14 protein-coding genes are annotated in these 15,589 nt (G+C 51.1%); 4 read left to right on the forward strand and 10 right to left on the reverse strand.

Translation table 11 applies throughout. The features are described from left to right. Positions 1–68: 68 nt before the first annotated feature. The 4 genes from pheT to rny all read left to right on the forward strand — a co-directional run bounded on the left by pheT (position 69) and on the right by rny (position 5,066). A complete protein-coding gene (gene pheT, locus EFA69_RS10140) occupies positions 69–2,483 on the forward strand; it encodes a phenylalanine--tRNA ligase subunit beta (protein WP_123132967.1) in 2,415 nt (804 codons plus the stop codon). 1 nt (position 2,484) lies between these two features. After that, positions 2,485–2,781: a hypothetical protein gene (locus tag EFA69_RS10145; protein WP_123132968.1), complete on the forward strand. Its 297-nt coding sequence runs from the start codon at positions 2,485–2,487 to the stop codon at positions 2,779–2,781. 176 nt (positions 2,782–2,957) lie between these two features. Then, complete coding sequence (locus EFA69_RS10150; protein WP_123132969.1) at positions 2,958–3,248, forward strand: cell division protein ZapA; 291 nt, start codon at positions 2,958–2,960, stop codon at positions 3,246–3,248. Between the two features lie 225 nt (positions 3,249–3,473). Beyond that, positions 3,474–5,066 carry a ribonuclease Y gene (gene rny, locus EFA69_RS10155; protein ID WP_377061802.1) on the forward strand — a complete coding sequence of 531 codons (1,593 nt, stop codon included), beginning with the start codon at positions 3,474–3,476 and terminating at the stop codon, positions 5,064–5,066. Positions 5,067–5,260: 194 nt separating this feature from the next. Here rny and EFA69_RS10160 read toward each other — a convergent pair whose 3' ends face one another. The 10 genes from EFA69_RS10160 to EFA69_RS10205 form a co-directional block, all read right to left on the reverse strand. Next, complete coding sequence (locus EFA69_RS10160) at positions 5,261–6,394, reverse strand: glycosyltransferase family 4 protein (RefSeq protein WP_183906742.1); 1,134 nt, start codon at positions 6,392–6,394, stop codon at positions 5,261–5,263. Continuing rightward, positions 6,391–7,611 carry a glycosyltransferase gene (locus tag EFA69_RS10165; protein WP_123132972.1) on the reverse strand — a complete coding sequence of 407 codons (1,221 nt, stop codon included), beginning with the start codon at positions 7,609–7,611 and terminating at the stop codon, positions 6,391–6,393. The genes EFA69_RS10160 and EFA69_RS10165 overlap by 4 nt, the downstream gene beginning before the upstream one ends. An 8-nt stretch (positions 7,612–7,619) precedes the next feature. Beyond that, complete coding sequence (locus tag EFA69_RS10170) at positions 7,620–9,293, reverse strand: ATP-binding cassette domain-containing protein (protein WP_123132973.1); 1,674 nt, start codon at positions 9,291–9,293, stop codon at positions 7,620–7,622. Positions 9,294–9,299: 6 nt separating this feature from the next. Beyond that, entirely contained in the window at positions 9,300–10,214 is a 915-nt protein-coding gene (locus EFA69_RS10175) for a glycosyltransferase (protein ID WP_123132974.1), read from the reverse strand. Between the two features lie 19 nt (positions 10,215–10,233). After that, positions 10,234–11,367 (reverse strand): glycosyltransferase, encoded by a 1,134-nt coding sequence (locus EFA69_RS10180; protein ID WP_148041325.1) that lies wholly within the window; start codon positions 11,365–11,367, stop codon positions 10,234–10,236. 83 nt (positions 11,368–11,450) lie between these two features. Next, positions 11,451–12,392, reverse strand: a complete 942-nt coding sequence (locus tag EFA69_RS10185; RefSeq protein ID WP_123132976.1) for a glycosyltransferase family 2 protein — start codon at positions 12,390–12,392, stop codon at positions 11,451–11,453. Between the two features lie 414 nt (positions 12,393–12,806). Then, positions 12,807–13,607, reverse strand: coding sequence for a VOC family protein (locus EFA69_RS10190; RefSeq protein ID WP_245964540.1), 801 nt, complete (start codon positions 13,605–13,607; stop codon positions 12,807–12,809). A gap of 18 nt (positions 13,608–13,625) precedes the next feature. Continuing rightward, positions 13,626–14,210 (reverse strand): carboxymuconolactone decarboxylase family protein, encoded by a 585-nt coding sequence (locus EFA69_RS10195; protein ID WP_123132977.1) that lies wholly within the window; start codon positions 14,208–14,210, stop codon positions 13,626–13,628. 139 nt (positions 14,211–14,349) lie between these two features. Next, positions 14,350–14,907 (reverse strand): peroxiredoxin, encoded by a 558-nt coding sequence (locus EFA69_RS10200; RefSeq protein WP_123132978.1) that lies wholly within the window; start codon positions 14,905–14,907, stop codon positions 14,350–14,352. 52 nt (positions 14,908–14,959) lie between these two features. Beyond that, a complete protein-coding gene (locus EFA69_RS10205; RefSeq protein ID WP_123132979.1) occupies positions 14,960–15,436 on the reverse strand; it encodes a Dps family protein in 477 nt (158 codons plus the stop codon). Positions 15,437–15,589: the final 153 nt, after the last annotated feature.

Below are 15,589 nucleotides of genomic sequence, written 5' to 3' on the forward strand. Positions count from 1 at the left end.
AATTGTAGCCCCTAAACGGCTTTGGGTGAGGCGCGGCCGCACCTGTCATACTCTGAGAGAAATACACCATGCGTATATCACTTGATTGGCTCAAGACCTTAATTTCTATAGATAAACCCGCCCAGGAAGTGGGCAAACTCCTCACCGATGCCGGTCTGGAGGTGGAAGGCATTGAAACCTTTGACGTAGTGCCCGGCGGTTTGCAGGGCATGGTCATTGGGGAAGTGCTCACCTGCGCCAAACACCCAGACGCCGACAAGCTGAGCGTGACCACCGTAGACATCGGCGATGCCGAGCCCAAGCACATTGTCTGCGGTGCGCCTAACGTGGCGGCGGGCCAGAAAGTAGTCATCGCTACCGTGGGAGCTACTTTATATCCTGCCGGCGGCGAGCCCTTCCAGATCAAGAAATCGAAAATAAGAGGCGCCGTGTCTGAGGGCATGATCTGCGCCGAGGATGAGATTGGCCTGGGCACCGACCACGCCGGCATTATGGTACTGGACACTGACTTGCCCAACGGCACGCCGGCGGCCCAGTACTTCGGGTTAGCCTCTGACGAAGTGTTTGAGATTGGCTTAACGCCCAACCGCGCCGATGCCGCCTCACATTTAGGCGTAGCCCGCGACTTGCAGGCCCTACTAAAAACTCCGTACCAACTGCCAGACCTGAGCAGTTTCTCCGTAGCCAATACCAGCCTGCCCATCTCCGTGGAGATTGAGAACCCAGAGGCTTGCCCCCGGTACGCGGGCGTGACCATCTCTGGGGTGAAAGTGCAGGAGTCGCCTAAGTGGTTGCAGCAGCGGTTAAGAGCCATTGGCTTGTCACCTATCAATAATGTGGTAGACGTGACCAACTATGTGCTGCATGAACTGGGCCAGCCGCTGCACGCCTTTGACGCGGCCACCATCAAAGGCGGTAAAATTATCGTGAAAAACGCCTCTGAGGGCGCTAAGTTCACCACCTTAGACAGCGTAGAGCGCACGCTTCGCGCCGAAGACTTGACCATCAGTAACGCTGAGGAGCCGATGGTGCTGGCAGGCGTGTTCGGGGGGCTGAACTCTGGGGTGACCGCTGAGACGCAGAACATCTTCCTGGAGAGCGCCTACTTTTCCCCAGCCGGAATCCGGAAAACTAGCCAGACGCACGGGATTAAAACCGATTCTTCGTTCCGGTTTGAGCGGGGAACAGACCCTAACATGGTTATTACAGCCCTGAAGCGGGCGGCTTTGCTTATTCAGGAAGTGACCGGTGGCGTGGTTTCCTCTGAGATTGTGGATGTATACCCCACCCCAGTGGAGCCTACCCAGATCAGAGTAAGTTACGCCCGCGTGCACCAACTCATCGGTCAGCACATCGGCGAAGCCAGAATCAAAGAAATCCTGACTGATTTAGGCATTGCCATAGCCGAGGAAACCGCAGAAGACTTGCTCTTGACTATTCCGCCGTTCAAGGTAGACGTGACCCGTGAGGCCGATGTGGTAGAGGAAATCCTGCGCATCTACGGGTACAACAACATTGCGCTGAGCGAAAACTTAGCTGCCAGCTATCTGGCGCAGTTCCCCAACCCAGACCCGGAGGTGATCACCAAACGCATCGCCGATGCCTTGGCCGCTAACGGGTATCTGGAAATCATCACCAACTCGCTCACCAACTCCAACTACTACAAAGACGCCGAGGGCAACACCCCGGCTGAACTGGTGCCTATCCTGAACTACAATTCAGAGGATCTGGATGCCATGCGCCTCACGCTGGTGTACTCCGGTCTGGAAGTGCTGCGCCACAACATCAACCGCCGTCAGCGCGACCTGAAAGTGTTTGAGATGGGCAAAGTGTACCGCAAAGACGGTGAGAAATACAAGGAGAACAACTACCTGGCCCTGTTCCTGACCGGCAACAAAGCCGCCGAGAGCTGGCAGCAGGCCACCGCCAAAGCCACCTTCCATGATCTGGCGGGGCAGGTGCAGCAGGTGCTCACGCTTTGCCGCCAACCCAACTACACTACCAAACCCACCGAGCACCCCTACCTGGCCGGCGGCGTGACCTATCAGAAAGGAGATGTGGTTTTAGGCCACATAGGGCTTCTGAAAGACAGCGTGTGCAAACAGGTAGACGTGAAGGAGGCCGTGTGGTACGCCGAGCTGAACTGGGATTACCTACTGCGCAACTACAAAGACAAACTGGTGTTTGAGGAGCTCTCCAAGTTCCCGGAAGTACGCCGCGACCTGTCTCTGGTGGTTGACAAAGCAGTGACGTTTGACCAGATGAAACAGGTGGCCCAGCGCGTGGAGCGGAAACTTCTGCAGGACATAAACGTGTTTGACGTGTATGAAGGCGACAAGATTGAGGCCGGCAAGAAAGCCATTGCCATCAGCTTCACCCTACAGGACAAGAACCAGACACTTACCGACAAAGTGATTGATTCTACCATGAGCCGCCTCATGCAACAGTTTGAGCACCAGCTAGGAGCCGTAATCCGGAAGTAAGATGGCAGATCAATCATACCTTCAGCAGATACAGGCCATTGAGGGCAAAGTGCACCTCTTGGTACAACAGTACCAGGCGGGCCAGGAGCGGCTACAGGAAGCCCACCAGGAAATTGCGCGCCTACAGCAACTGATTCAGGAAAAAGACGCTGAGATAAAAAATTTTCAGAATCAAGATAATATTAGTAAAATTGTACAAACCATAGCAGTAGACACTACCAATTCAACGGAGTTGAAGCTAAAAATAAACGAGTACCTGCGCGAGATAGACAAGTGCATCGCTTATTTAAGGGAATAGTAGAACGGGTTGTCTGGATGCGATTGTTGTTTGTTCTCTCTTAACACGCGTGCCCGCACGCGGCTATACCAATTTAGAACTCTTAGGCTTGACATGCGATATTTTTACCTTACTACAACGCAAGGCAACCTTCTAACAAACAAACGCGCCACGGCAGCACTTAAAAGCATTTGGACATGAGTGAGTTATCTATACGCATCAAGATAGCCGACCGCGAATATCCAATGCGGGTAAACGAGGACGAGGAAGAAAGGCTACGGCAAGCCGGGAAATATCTGAATGAGCGCCTGAGAATGTTCAGGGAGCAGTTTGGCATCCATGACAAGCAGGATCTGCTGGCCATGATTGCCCTGGAAACCGCCGCAGATAAAATTAAGACCGAAGACGCCGCCGTAGAAACCCAACTTACGTTGGAGCAGAAACTCTCTTCCTTAAACCAATTGCTCTCTTCCCTGCAGCTGGGGTAATCCACTCCGCTTCTTGAGCTTATTTTGGCTTTGCTTTTGTAAGCGAAATTGGCTAGGCAAAGGTTCTGCGAAGCGTTTTTAGAGTCTCGTAGTGGTACTACGGAACGAGAAAAAGGCGAACGCAGGTTCTTTGATTAGCTTATTGCAGCTCAAAAGGCAAAGGTAAAACAAGCTCTAAATTGGCTAAGTGTCATTGCTATACTTTAACCCCTTAAAGTTATAGTCATGACCATTTATATCATTTTAGCAGCCTTAATTGGCGCAGGCGCAGGCTTCTACGCTGGTAGAGTGCTGCTTCTGAAGCTCTTCAAGGAGCAGGAGGAGCAGGCCAAAGAGCGTGCCCGCCTCATCATCCGCGAAGCGGAGGCCAAAGCCGAAACCCAGAAGAAAGACAAGATGCTGGAGGCCAAGGAGCACTTCCTGAAGCTCAAGGCAGAGCATGAGGAGGAGGCCAACCGCAAGAAGAACATCATCATCCAGAACGAGAACAAGGTGAAGCAGCGCGAGCAGCTGGTAACCAAGCAACAGGAAGACCTGAAGAAGAAAGAGCAGGAAAACGACGTTCTCAAAGATAAGCTCAACCAGCAGCTGGAAGGCTTCAACAAACGCAAGGAAGATCTGGAAAGCCAGTACCGCGACAAAATGGCCAAGGCCGAGAAGGATCACCATGAAATCCTGAGCCGTCTGGAGCGCATTGCTAACCTGAGCGCCGAGGAAGCCCGCGAGCAACTGGTGGAGAGCCTGAAGTCTGAAGCCTCTACCCGCGCCTCTTCCTACATCAAAGATATTGTGGCCGAGGCCAAACTCACCGCTACCAAAGAAGCCAAAAAGGTAGTGATTGAGACCATTCAGCGTACCGCCGCTGAGCATGCCATTGAAAACTGCGTGTCTATCTTCAACATTGAGTCTGACGATATCAAAGGCAAGATCATTGGTCGTGAGGGCCGTAACATCCGGGCGCTGGAAGCCGCCACTGGCGTGGAGATCATCGTGGATGACACCCCAGAGGCCATCATCATCTCCGGTTTTGACCCTGTACGCCGCGAGATTGCCCGTCTTTCCCTGCACCGCCTGGTGGCCGATGGCCGGATTCACCCGGCCCGTATTGAGGAAGTGGTGGCCAAAACCAAGAAGAGCATTGAAGAGGAGATTGTGGAGATTGGTGAGCGCACCGCCATTGACCTGGGCATCCACGGCCTGCACCCTGAGTTGATCAAAATGGTGGGCCGCATGCGTTTCAGGTCTTCATACGGTCAGAACCTGCTGCAACACTCCAGAGAAGTAGCCAACCTCTGCGCCACCATGGCCGCCGAACTAGGCCTAAACGTGAAACACGCCAAACGTGCCGGTCTGTTGCACGATATTGGAAAAGTAACCACCGAGGAACCAGAACTGCCGCACGCCATCATTGGGATGCAGCTGGCCCAGCAGTACAAGGAGCACCCAGATGTGTGCAACGCCATTGGTGCTCACCACGACGAGATTGAGATGACCGCCATGATCTCTCCCATCATCCAGTCTTGTGATGCCATCTCCGGCTCCCGCCCTGGTGCCCGCCGCGAGATCATGGAGTCGTACATCAAACGTCTGAAAGAACTGGAAGAGACGGCGCATTCGTTTGAAGGTGTGAACCAGTGCTACGCCATTCAGGCCGGTCGTGAGCTCCGCGTGATGGTAGACGCTGACAACGTAACTGATGAGCGCGCTTCGCAGCTGTCTTATGACATCTCGCAGAAGATTGAGAAAGAAATGCAGTATCCAGGACAAATCAAGATCACTGTTATCCGGGAAATGCGCTCTGTTTCCTACGCCAAGTAAGTCCAGCTCCAGAGTTTGCGTTTAGCGGCTCTTTTTCTGGAATTAAGTCGAAAACGCCCTCCGCTTCATGAAGCGGAGGGCGTTTTCATTTGAACGAAAATATAGCCTTGACCGGCAGTAGCCGCCACAGAGCTTTCATAGGTCGCTAAGCTATTGCGCTTCCTGTTTTGAGGCTAATTTCAGAAAAACGGCCGCTAAACGCTTGCCATAAGCTGGTGCTCTTGGTGCCTGATTGCCTCCTGGAATGTTTCCTCAAAGGCCGTCACCATGGCAGCCAAGGTAAAACGGGATGCCTGGCTAAACCCTTTCTGTCTTAGCTGCTCCCTATATGGCTCACTTTCCACTACCGCCCGTACGCCCGCCAGAATGGAACTTTGATCATGGGGATCAACATATTGTACCGCTTCGCCTCCTACTTCTTGGAGAGCGCCGCAGGCAGAGGTAATCACCGGGCACCCTACCGCCATCGCCTCCAAGGCAGGCAACCCGAATCCTTCATAGAGCGATGGATACACCAAGGCCAAGGCATTCTTATACAGGTCCACTAAAACGGTATCAGGGGCATCTACAAACAGGACTCTATCTTTCAATCCTAAGGTATGCAGCAAGTCGGCCTCCCAAACATTGCTCTTGCCGGTGCAGACCAGAAACAAATCCTTTTGCGCACGCATCCATTCGGCAACAGATAGAATAAAGAAACGAAAGTTCTTCCGGCCTGTTCGGTCTCCCACAAAAGCCAGATAGCGCTCAGGCAACTTCAAGCTAGCCGTAGACACTTCTGACACGTTCAGCAAATTACCAGTGTGTATCACGGTAGTTTGCCCCTCGGGCACCAGCGAGAGTTGCAGCACATCCCGTTGGGTAGCGTTTGAAATGCAGATGGCTTTTGCCGCTCTTCTGATCAAGTAAGCCAACCTATCTGCGTTACTGCCTGCCGGGTCAAATAATCCATCAGGGCCTAACACACAGCGCATGGTGTCATGCACCACCATTACAAAGGGTTTGCCGGTAGGTAAGAACTTTAGGAACTCATCTTCAAACACAGGCGAAGTGATCAGCACCACATCATATTGCCCTCCGCGCACTCTCTGAAAATACTGCCGCTTAGATAAGACATCTACCTTATTCAACACCTTCCGGCCGAGGGGCAGTCTGGACAAAGCGGTCAGCCTCTGCCATTTCCCACTGATGAAATCACTGTTAGAGCGGACCAAAGGCAGGTCAATGGTATGGCCTCTCTTCTCAAGTTCCTCACACAGGCGGCTGTAATACCGCACCATTCCGCATCTTCCGTAGAAGAATATTTCTGGGTCTACTAAGATCTTCATGCTGTGTTTGTCTTCTTGTCTGCCACCCAAATCTGAGGAGCGGCATGTGCCCCGTAACTGAACTTTTCCTGCACCAATGCGCCCGCCTGCGCCACTAGCCTGTGGTAGAGGGCGGGAGAGGTTGCCAACTTTACGCATTGTTGCATATGCTCCTCCGCTGTTTCGGCGGGTAAATAATGGACTTCTGGAACCAACTCTAACCCATACACAGACTCAGATGTGGCAATCACCGGCCGGCCGTACCACATGGCCTCAATCACTTTTAATTTAGTGCCTCCCCCCGCGTGTAAGGGGGCCACTACCATCCCGGCTTCTGCGTAGGCAGCCTCTAGAGAGGGAATAGCTCCTAGAAATTGCACCCCTTTCTCCCTACGCAGGAAGCTCTGCAATTGCTCAGAAGCCTCATACCCCACCACCTGAAAAACCCAATCAGGATCATTGCGGCGTAAAGGGCGGAGCACCTGCTGCACGAACCATGTCACGGCTTCTTCATTGGGGTAATGGTTAAGACTTCCTACAAACAGCACCTTTTTGTTAGCAGTGCTTTTGGGCAGTGGCTGGATAACACCAAACATCCGGTTGGGAAAAACCTGCACCTCAGCCCCTGGGAAACGCTCGTTTACAAGCCGTTGGTCTTCCCGGGAGCAGATATAGATTCTCTTGCACTGCGGCAACCTCTCCTGCTCCATCAATTTGAACTGTACCGCAGACATGTACCGTTGGAAGGCTTCCTTGTAACGCCCTCCCTCAAAGAGCACGCGCGCTATTTTCTCAAACGTGGAGGATTCAATATCATCCAGATCCAGTTCTAGCAGGCGGGTCTGCGTAAGCTGTTGCACATAAAGAGCAAAATCACTGGTGTACAACCTGAAAGCTAAAATCTTGTCATAGGTTTTATCCTGAAACCGGCGCTGAAGGAATTCTTTATGCTCTGGACGCAAAGGCATCCAAAACAACACAAAAGCGCCTTTTACCGGCCTCACCACAAAGGACAACAGTGCTTTGCCCCATTCCACCCATCTCTGCCACTTGCGGTACCGCAACACCAGCTTTTCTGCTTTGCCTCCTGCTGCTGGGTGAGGAGAGATCAAGAAAAGTTCTACTGTATTTTCCTCTGAAAGCAAGGTCATCCATTGGTGGGCTCTTTTCTCCCTTCCCCCTCCATTCGCGTCTGGTAAGACCGGCGTAATAAACAGCACCTTTCCTTTTTTCTTCATATGCTGCTTTATAACCGGCAGAATTTAGTAGCATGCTGCTCTGCGGTAGACTGACGATGGGTAATGAATATTACTGCTCCTTGGCCCATGACTTGATTGATGTTAGCCATTACGGCTAACTCAGTACTCTCATCCAGAGCAGAGGTGGCTTCATCCAGGAACAATAAGAATGGCTGCCGGTAAAGAGCTCTGGCAATTCCGATGCGCTGCCTCTGACCTCCAGAAAACAAGACTCCGTTGTCCCCAATGGGAGTATCCAGACCCAGTGTTAGCTCCCCCACAAATTTATCTAACTGTGTAGCGGCTAATACCTGCCAAGCTAACGCTTCATCAAATGCCTCCTGCCCAAACCGGATATTGTCCCGTACGCTGCCGCTCAACAAGGTAACTTCTTGCGGCACATAGGCCACAGGTAACTGATCTTTGCCAAGTGCAGGAGTTACCAGCACCTCTCCTTGGGTAGGCGGGATAAACCCAGCCGCCATCATTAAAAGGGTACTTTTCCCCCTACCGGTAGGACCCAACACTGCTATCCGATCTCCCTGGGCAATATCTAAAGAAACATTCTCCAGAATCATTTCTTCCGGGCGGTATCCAAAGCTCACCTGTTTGAGGTGCATCAGCAACTCAGGATGCTGCAAAACGGGTTTGTAGTAATTTTCCCTTTCCGCTCCCTGGTTAAGTTCCTTCCGGATAAGGGCAATGTTCATTACGCTGCCATCTAACTCTGTGAAGGTAGACATCAGCATAGCCATGGCCGGCACTATTCTTCTGGCCAGAATGGCAACTGTAGCCAGATTGGCAATTAGTTCATCTGAGGTATAGTTGCCTACCACCACCGTTGCCAGCAGCCCCAGGGCAATGGCCAGAGTAAGGATCAATTCCAATACTATTCTGGGTATCTGGGGAAAAACCGACAGGTCTACCTTTGCCTTGCTTAGGCGGTTCAGCTCCATGTTGATCTCTTCCAGGAAATACGGGTTGACCTGGAAAATCTTCATCTCCCTGGACAGGCTGAAGCTCTCGTATAGTTTCTGGTAGAAGTTCTTCTGATGGTAGTCATGCCCTTTCACCGCCGTCTGCAACTTCCGTTTAAGATAACTTTTGGAGGTATAGGTGAAGAAAACCATGAGCGCAGCGCCGGTAATAGCCAGCACCGGTACTTTTACCACCGTAGCCGTTCCTAAGACGATCAATGTCACCAAAGCGCCAATCAGGTTAAACAATACCTGGAAAGAGTAAGCCCCATCCAAGGCCGTGGCAGTGCAATGTTTTATACGTATGGCTTTCGTTTCTTTGGTATAGTCCAGCCACGGCAACGACAGGTACTTTTCAATTAACCGCAGGGAAAAAGCCTGGAAGATGTCTTGGGTAAGGGTGCGGGTAGTTTTAATGGACAGGTATTCTACTCCCTGCCTTGCCAGCGTGAGCAAAACAAACACTGCAATGGTTATTCCCAGACTCCCTTCTCCTAGTTGTACTCCCAAGACAGCAGAAGTCCCGCCCTGCAAAACCATTAGCATCACAAACAGCCAATAGGCTAATGCCAGATCCAGCAGGGGCATCATCACTACAAAGAGAATCGCCCAATACAGCTTCGCGTGCAGCGCCTCAGGAACGCCCTTGAGGATAGTGGCCAGCTTATCCAGCAAATTAAAATAAGGCTTCAATGAGAAAAACATAGTACGCTAAAACTTAGATTTCAGGTAAAGCCACACCTTCTCCACTTGACCCTTCAGGTATTCTTTTCTGTATGCGGCCAATGAAACCTTCACCTCTGGAGGCATAAACTTGCGGGCAATGCGGGCGTACGTGGTATCTGCGAAGGCTACATACTCAGGAGTTAGCCGCCGATGGTGGAAATAGGTAAAGTCTGTCCGGCTGGGGCTCCACCAGAGATGGTTCCAGAGGTGCATGCTGTACACCCCTTCTACATCTGTTACCTTATTGACAAATAGATCTCTGATGCCCTTCTTACTCCAGTCAAAAAAGAAGAAGGAGCGTTCAGGTTCCACATGTATGAGATTAACGTTCTCCTGGCTCAGCCGATAAGGCAGGAACGTAGAATGGGCGCTCCAGGTACCGTCAAACTCTTTCAGGGTTTGGTCTAGCCAAAGACGGATAAAAGCGGAATCTTTTTCGGCCAGAATCCAGGCATTGCACAGAGAGCCTCCGGCTCTCACGGCTGCTTCCTGCCCCCAGTCTACTTTCTCCTTTCCCATGACACAAGGTTTAGTGAAAAGATGCTCCGGGAGCCTGTTCACAAAAAGGGAGTCAATATCGGCGTAAACACCGCCATACTTGAGCAGCACCTCCAGCCGGACGATGTCTGCTAAATGCGCATACCTGAAGCTTTCAATTTGCTGGTTCTGGTAAGAGAACTGTTTCACAAAATCACTCTCCTCCACCGGGTTCAGGATCAGGAAAGGCTTGATTCTGTCCCACCACTCACCGTAAGGCAGGTGTTTGAAGTGAAAATAGATAGCTTCTGGTTTATTTACTTCTAGACAGGAAGCCAGGCAGAGGTAATAAGCCAGATGAAAGGGCTCAGTTTGCGGGCGCAAGCCAAAGACAAAGTGATATATGTTAGGTACTCTATTCATAAAAGGAAGAAACTCTCCGTTAATCTGAGAGTTTAAATGATTTCTTTTCTGGAGCGGCAACACCCAGTGCCCGCAAACATCTGGCAGCAATTGCCTCCGCACTGAAATTGGAAGAAACATGCTGCCGCAGTTGCTTTCCTTGTTCCCGGGCGCTACTTGCCTGCTCAAAGATGTGGCGCATGGTCTTACGGGCCGCCGGTAGATTCACGTTTGCCCACTTTTGGTTTGAACTGTAAGACTCCTGCCCAAACGCAGTCTGCACCGGTACCAAACTACAGTCTAGTAGATAGGACATATGAGGAGGAAGATAGTCTAAAGCCCCTCCATAGGCGGTGATGGCTACCGGTTTGCCAAACCAGGCAGCTTCATAGGCTCCCATTCCCCAGCCCTCGCCACGGGTAAACGAAATAAAGCAGTCTCCTCTCTTATGCAGCAGCGCTACTTCCTGGCTGGTTAATTCTTTACATAAGTGGTAGATTTTGGCTCCTTGAGGTGAAACCAGGTTCTTGAAGGCGGCGGAGGCTTCTCCAAAACCTTTCCGGAACAATTTATTCCATCTTCTTTTGTAAGCGCTGGTCCAGTCTATCCGGCCAGTCTTTACAAGTAAAGCCACTTTCTCGTGTTTGGAAAATTCCTGCTTGAATGCCTCAATCAATAACCAGGGAGCTTTCCGTTCATTCCATACCCCAATACTGTAGAACAGGAAATCATCTTGCACTTTCTCCAAAACGTGTTCCAATGCTCTGGAGGCCTTACCTTCTGCAACTCCTTCAAACTCTGAAACGTGTGGCAATACTTCTATCTGGACGGTAACTCCGCTTTTCTGAAAGACTTCTTTGTTCCAGTGGCTCGTGACAAATAAACCGTCCAGTTGATTTAGCAGCGCAGGCCAATGCACGGGAAGCTGGTCTGTCTCCCAGGTGGTATACCCCCATACTTTGGCCTGTTGGCTTCTCTGCTTGGCAGCCCTAATCCAATAAGGGTAATATTCAGGAACCGTGTGAATGATGTGGAACTCAGAAGGAGAAGCAGATTGGGCAGGCTCTGAAGTGACCTGGATACCCCCTTCTTCTGGCTTACCCGGCAAAATACCCGTAAAATGCACAGGAACGCCCGCCCGCCGCAAGGCCTGTACCATTGAATGGGCTGCCACGCCATATCCGGTTGATTCGCTAAAACCAATATAGTGAACTTCGGGAAACGCTTCTTGCCGCTGTTCGGCCGCCTTATTGCTGATTAGTCCCACGATTTCGACTTAAGAATGACAGGTTCGTCAAAGAAAGATTCAGAGGGGGCTGGCGCTGGAAACGGCTTCTGGGGTAATTGAAAGCCATGCTTTGCTGCATTACCCCATAAACCGTCACATAGGCCCAAACCTGTCAGTAAAGCATGCTGCCTGCGGGTTCCGGAAAACCGAAAGAACTTGGAAATGAAGGCTACCCAGTACCGGGTAAGGTAAAAGATGGCCCACACCCCGAAGTGCGTCTGTATCACTTTCCCAAATCCATAGGAATAGCCGTATTCCCGCCTCAGGTAGGCTGCGGAGTAAGGAGGATTTACCCTTGGGTGCAGAATCTGTACATCGGCATCAAACAAGATAGTGATGTTCTGTTTTAACGCACGGATGGCTAGTTCATAGGATTCAGAAGAGAAATTCTTTCCACCGGGACCAAAGTCTTCATTGAAGCCAGCCAACTTTTGAAAAACCTCCCGTTTCACGAAAAAGGCCGGCTCAGACACTTTCCCAATCAGGTTGAATAAATTTACCTTACATCGTTTCTGGTAAAACCTGTTGAGAGGAACTCCCTCAAAATCCAGCACCGTACCCGTGATTACCTCAGGTCCCGAACGCCCGAATGCTTCCTGCACTTTAAGCAGTGTATCAGGTGTATAGACACAATCATCATCTGGGAAACCAATCCACCTGCCCGCTGCATGGCTGGCTCCTACATTGCGGGCTTTACTGGCATTCTTCTGCTTTATCTTAAGGTGCTTGAGCCTGATGCGGTTGGAGTAAGAATGGATTATAGGAACAAGCCTGTCATCTTCATTTTGGTCCACCACTATCACTTCAAAGGTTATTCCGGATAGATGAACCACTGACTGCAAGAACTTCCTGACCTCCTCTTTTCTTCCCACGGTAGCCATCACCAATGAGAAGAGTACTTCTTCCTTCATTTAAGGTAATATTCACAAAGTAAATCAGGCTGCAAATTAATGGAAAGCTCTCTGGTAAACTAGTTAAACCGTTCTAAAGCAGGAAGCTTTTCCTAAAGAGCGCCCTCCCACACCATTGGTTGGCCTCCCATTTTCCACAACGTTCCAATGCATCACATTCTAACTTCTGAGTCAGAGCTATTGGTACCCAGCAGGAAACACAGAAGCCACTCGTTCGTGCTTGAGGAGCAACGGCTGCTTGATGCAACCTGAAAACTCAGTACAGGCCCGTGGTGGTTTTACACTTCTGTTTTAAGGCAAATTCTGGAAAAAGAGCCGCTAAACGCATCTTTGTGTTTTTGGATACATACAAAAGCAAGGGGCTTCTCTTTCTGGAGAAGCCCCTTGCTTTATACTGATACTTCTGTTTTAAGCCTAATTCTTGGAAAACACCCCCGAAACGCTCTTCAGCATTACGGCTCTGGAAAGGGTTGGCCCGCCCCAGACCGCTATCTCAGTGCAAAGGCCGGCAGGATTGAACCGCAGAGCTAACATGGCGCTATACACTACGTTTTCTGAGACACCCCAGGCACCTTCTACCTGGGCGTACCCCACATTGCCCTGCACTCCCACCAAGGAATAGGAGATATTAGCGTAAACGCCTAACGCTATCTCCAGGTGCTGCCTTACCTTGGCAGGGCCAAAGACCGGCGCAGCAAACGGCGATTCCAGCAGCCGCACGTCTGCCGAGAACAGTTCTTGCAGAGAAGCCGTATCATTGTCTCCTAAAGCCGTTTGTACGGCGTCTAACCAAGAGGTGAAACGGACTTCTGTGAGAAAATGCTTGTATTTGCTCTCCGCCAGGCGCCAGTCTGGATTTACGCGGCTTTCACCGGCATGGTACAGACAGATACGGTTCCCCGACGAATCCCGCAGATAGGCTTCCCGCCACCCCCACGGCTGGTCTTTAGGATCCTGCTCAAAGGCATAGCCCTGCTCCTTGAGGGACGCCACCTGGCCATCTAGCCGGGCGCACTCAAAATATACCGTAGTGCCAGTAGTGGAATTCACGTCCTCCCGCAAGTGCACAGAGAACGTAGAGAGCCCGTCTGGGCAAACAAAACGGGCGTAATGGGGGCTCTGCACAATCAGGTGCAACCCCAGCCCTTTGTAGAAAGCAACCGCTTCCGCTACATTCTGCACAGAAACCATTACTTGATTCAATGCCAAACTCATGGCCTAAAAATTAAAATATTAACGGATGACCTTGCTCACCCCCACCACCACGGCGGCAATGCGCACGGCATCAAATATACGCTGCTCAGAAGCGCCCAGCTTGCGCACGCTCTCCTCATGCGAGGTCACGCAACGCTCACAGCCATTGATGGCCGAGATTGCCAGACTCACCAGCTCAAAGAATTCTTTGCCGGTCACGGGGTTCATCATGATGTTCATCTTTACTTTAGCTGGGGCCGACTCATAGAAGTCTGTGTGCATGAAGTGCTTGAAGCGGTACAGAATATTGTTGGTGCTTAACAAAGAAGTAACCGCTACAGCCTCGGCCAGCTCCGCATCAGTAGCGCCCTGGGCAGCCGCCAGGGTTCTAAACGCCTCGGTCAACGTGTTGTTCTCTTCGTTCACCGCCGCAGACAGCGCAATCAGGTAGGCCTCCTTGGGCGTCAGGTTCTCAGACTGAAGAGAAGTTTTGAGGTTGATGCGGAGGTCTTTCAGATATTTGGAGTCGCCGGTTACCAGTTGGTCCAGGCGTGCGAAAGCTTGGCCGGAAAGACCTAAGTCTCTCAGGAAATCTTGTTGGGTTTCTTGGATTACAGAAAGCATGGTTGGAGTAGATGGTTGGGCCGAAGGGCAGACAGAGAAACCTCGCCTGCCTTTCAGACCAGAGAAGTAGATTGCCTTTGGAGGCCGGGGACAGCAACCGCCGCCGCCCGGCCATCCGCAGGCTCCCCTTTATGAAAACTTAAGCAGTGAGAGTGGCTTCGCCTTTTTTCCAGTTGCAAGGGCAGAGCTCATCGGTTTGCAGGGCATCCAGCACGCGCAGCACCTCGGCTACGTTACGCCCAACGTTCAGGTCGTTCACGCTCACCCATCTAATGATGCCTTGCGGGTCTACAATGTAGGTAACACGGTACGCTACTTTCTCCTCTTCGCTCAGGATACCCAGATCTTCGGCCAGCGATTTAGAAGTATCTGCCAACATGGGGAACCGAAGGCCGCGCAGGTCTTCATGGTCGCGGCGCCAGGCTACGTGCACAAACTCAGAGTCAGTGGAGGCGCCAATCAGTTGGGCGTCGCGGTCACGGAACTCGTCATAGTTTTTGTTGAATTCGGCAATCTCAGTGGGGCACACAAAGGTGAAATCTTTGGGCCACCAGAACATCACCAGCCACTGGTCGTTCTCGCGGTGCTCTTGCTCGGTGATGGTTCTAAACTCTTGGTCCTTCTCTAAAGAAACAACAGCTTTTTTGGAAAAGGCAGGGAATTCTGCCCCAACAGATAGTACTCGGTTAAGTGACATTATGTAGAAATTAAAAGGTAATAAAGGGTTGTAGTAGTGCTTTGGGTATGGGTTAGGAAGCTTGGAACGCGTTCAGCATCCAGAGCGTTTTCTCCAGGGTATTCAGGTCATCTGAGATGAGGCCTTGGGTTCCTTCGTCACCGTGCTCGGCGGCCAGGGCCAGCACATCTCGCTCCAGCTGAATGATCTGCCCAATGTTTTCCACAGTGGCTCCCACGGTGTCTACATCAGAAGAAAGATTTTTTCTCTCCTGCACGGTAGAAGTAGCCAGGAAGTCTGAGAAGCTGTGCATGGGCGTGTGCCGAAGCGTTAAGATGCGCTCCGCGATCTCGTCAATGGTCTCAAAGGCAGCGGTATAGAGTTCTTCAAATTTGGCGTGCAGCGCGAAGAAGTTGCCGCCTTTTATGTTCCAGTGGAAGGCCCGCAGGTTCTGGTAGTACACGTGGTAGTTCGCCAGCAGCTCGTTCAGTTTAATGGCCAGGTCTTTAGTGTCTTTGCGCTCCAATCCTAATTCGTTGTGTGATTCCATAGTTGTGTAGAAAGGTTAGAAATTTATATTGCTCTGTCTAACCATACGGCAAAGGTGGCGGAAACGATTTTATAGTTCAAATTGATACTTACTATAAAATAATAGATTTAAACTATTACCTTTACCCCTGCTCCTGAAAGGCTGTTTTGGCTC

Origin of the sequence: Rufibacter immobilis (genome assembly GCF_003721565.1) — a bacterium.
Taxonomy (GTDB): domain Bacteria; phylum Bacteroidota; class Bacteroidia; order Cytophagales; family Hymenobacteraceae; genus Nibribacter; species Nibribacter immobilis.

Excerpts from the sequence above, each read along its gene's own strand:
- pheT (WP_123132967.1), top strand. The coding sequence starts at position 69 with ATGCGTATATCACTTGATTGGCTCAAGACCTTAATTTCTATAGATAAA.
- EFA69_RS10145 (WP_123132968.1), top strand. The coding sequence starts at position 2,485 with ATGGCAGATCAATCATACCTTCAGCAGATACAGGCCATTGAGGGCAAA.
- EFA69_RS10150 (WP_123132969.1), top strand. The coding sequence starts at position 2,958 with ATGAGTGAGTTATCTATACGCATCAAGATAGCCGACCGCGAATATCCA.
- rny (WP_377061802.1), top strand. The coding sequence starts at position 3,474 with ATGACCATTTATATCATTTTAGCAGCCTTAATTGGCGCAGGCGCAGGC.
- EFA69_RS10160 (WP_183906742.1), bottom strand. The coding sequence starts at position 6,394 with ATGAAGATCTTAGTAGACCCAGAAATATTCTTCTACGGAAGATGCGGA.
- EFA69_RS10165 (WP_123132972.1), bottom strand. The coding sequence starts at position 7,611 with ATGAAGAAAAAAGGAAAGGTGCTGTTTATTACGCCGGTCTTACCAGAC.
- EFA69_RS10170 (WP_123132973.1), bottom strand. The coding sequence starts at position 9,293 with ATGTTTTTCTCATTGAAGCCTTATTTTAATTTGCTGGATAAGCTGGCC.
- EFA69_RS10175 (WP_123132974.1), bottom strand. The coding sequence starts at position 10,214 with ATGAATAGAGTACCTAACATATATCACTTTGTCTTTGGCTTGCGCCCG.
- EFA69_RS10185 (WP_123132976.1), bottom strand. The coding sequence starts at position 12,392 with ATGAAGGAAGAAGTACTCTTCTCATTGGTGATGGCTACCGTGGGAAGA.
- EFA69_RS10190 (WP_245964540.1), bottom strand. The coding sequence starts at position 13,607 with ATGAGTTTGGCATTGAATCAAGTAATGGTTTCTGTGCAGAATGTAGCG.
- EFA69_RS10195 (WP_123132977.1), bottom strand. The coding sequence starts at position 14,210 with ATGCTTTCTGTAATCCAAGAAACCCAACAAGATTTCCTGAGAGACTTA.
- EFA69_RS10200 (WP_123132978.1), bottom strand. The coding sequence starts at position 14,907 with ATGTCACTTAACCGAGTACTATCTGTTGGGGCAGAATTCCCTGCCTTT.
- EFA69_RS10205 (WP_123132979.1), bottom strand. The coding sequence starts at position 15,436 with ATGGAATCACACAACGAATTAGGATTGGAGCGCAAAGACACTAAAGAC.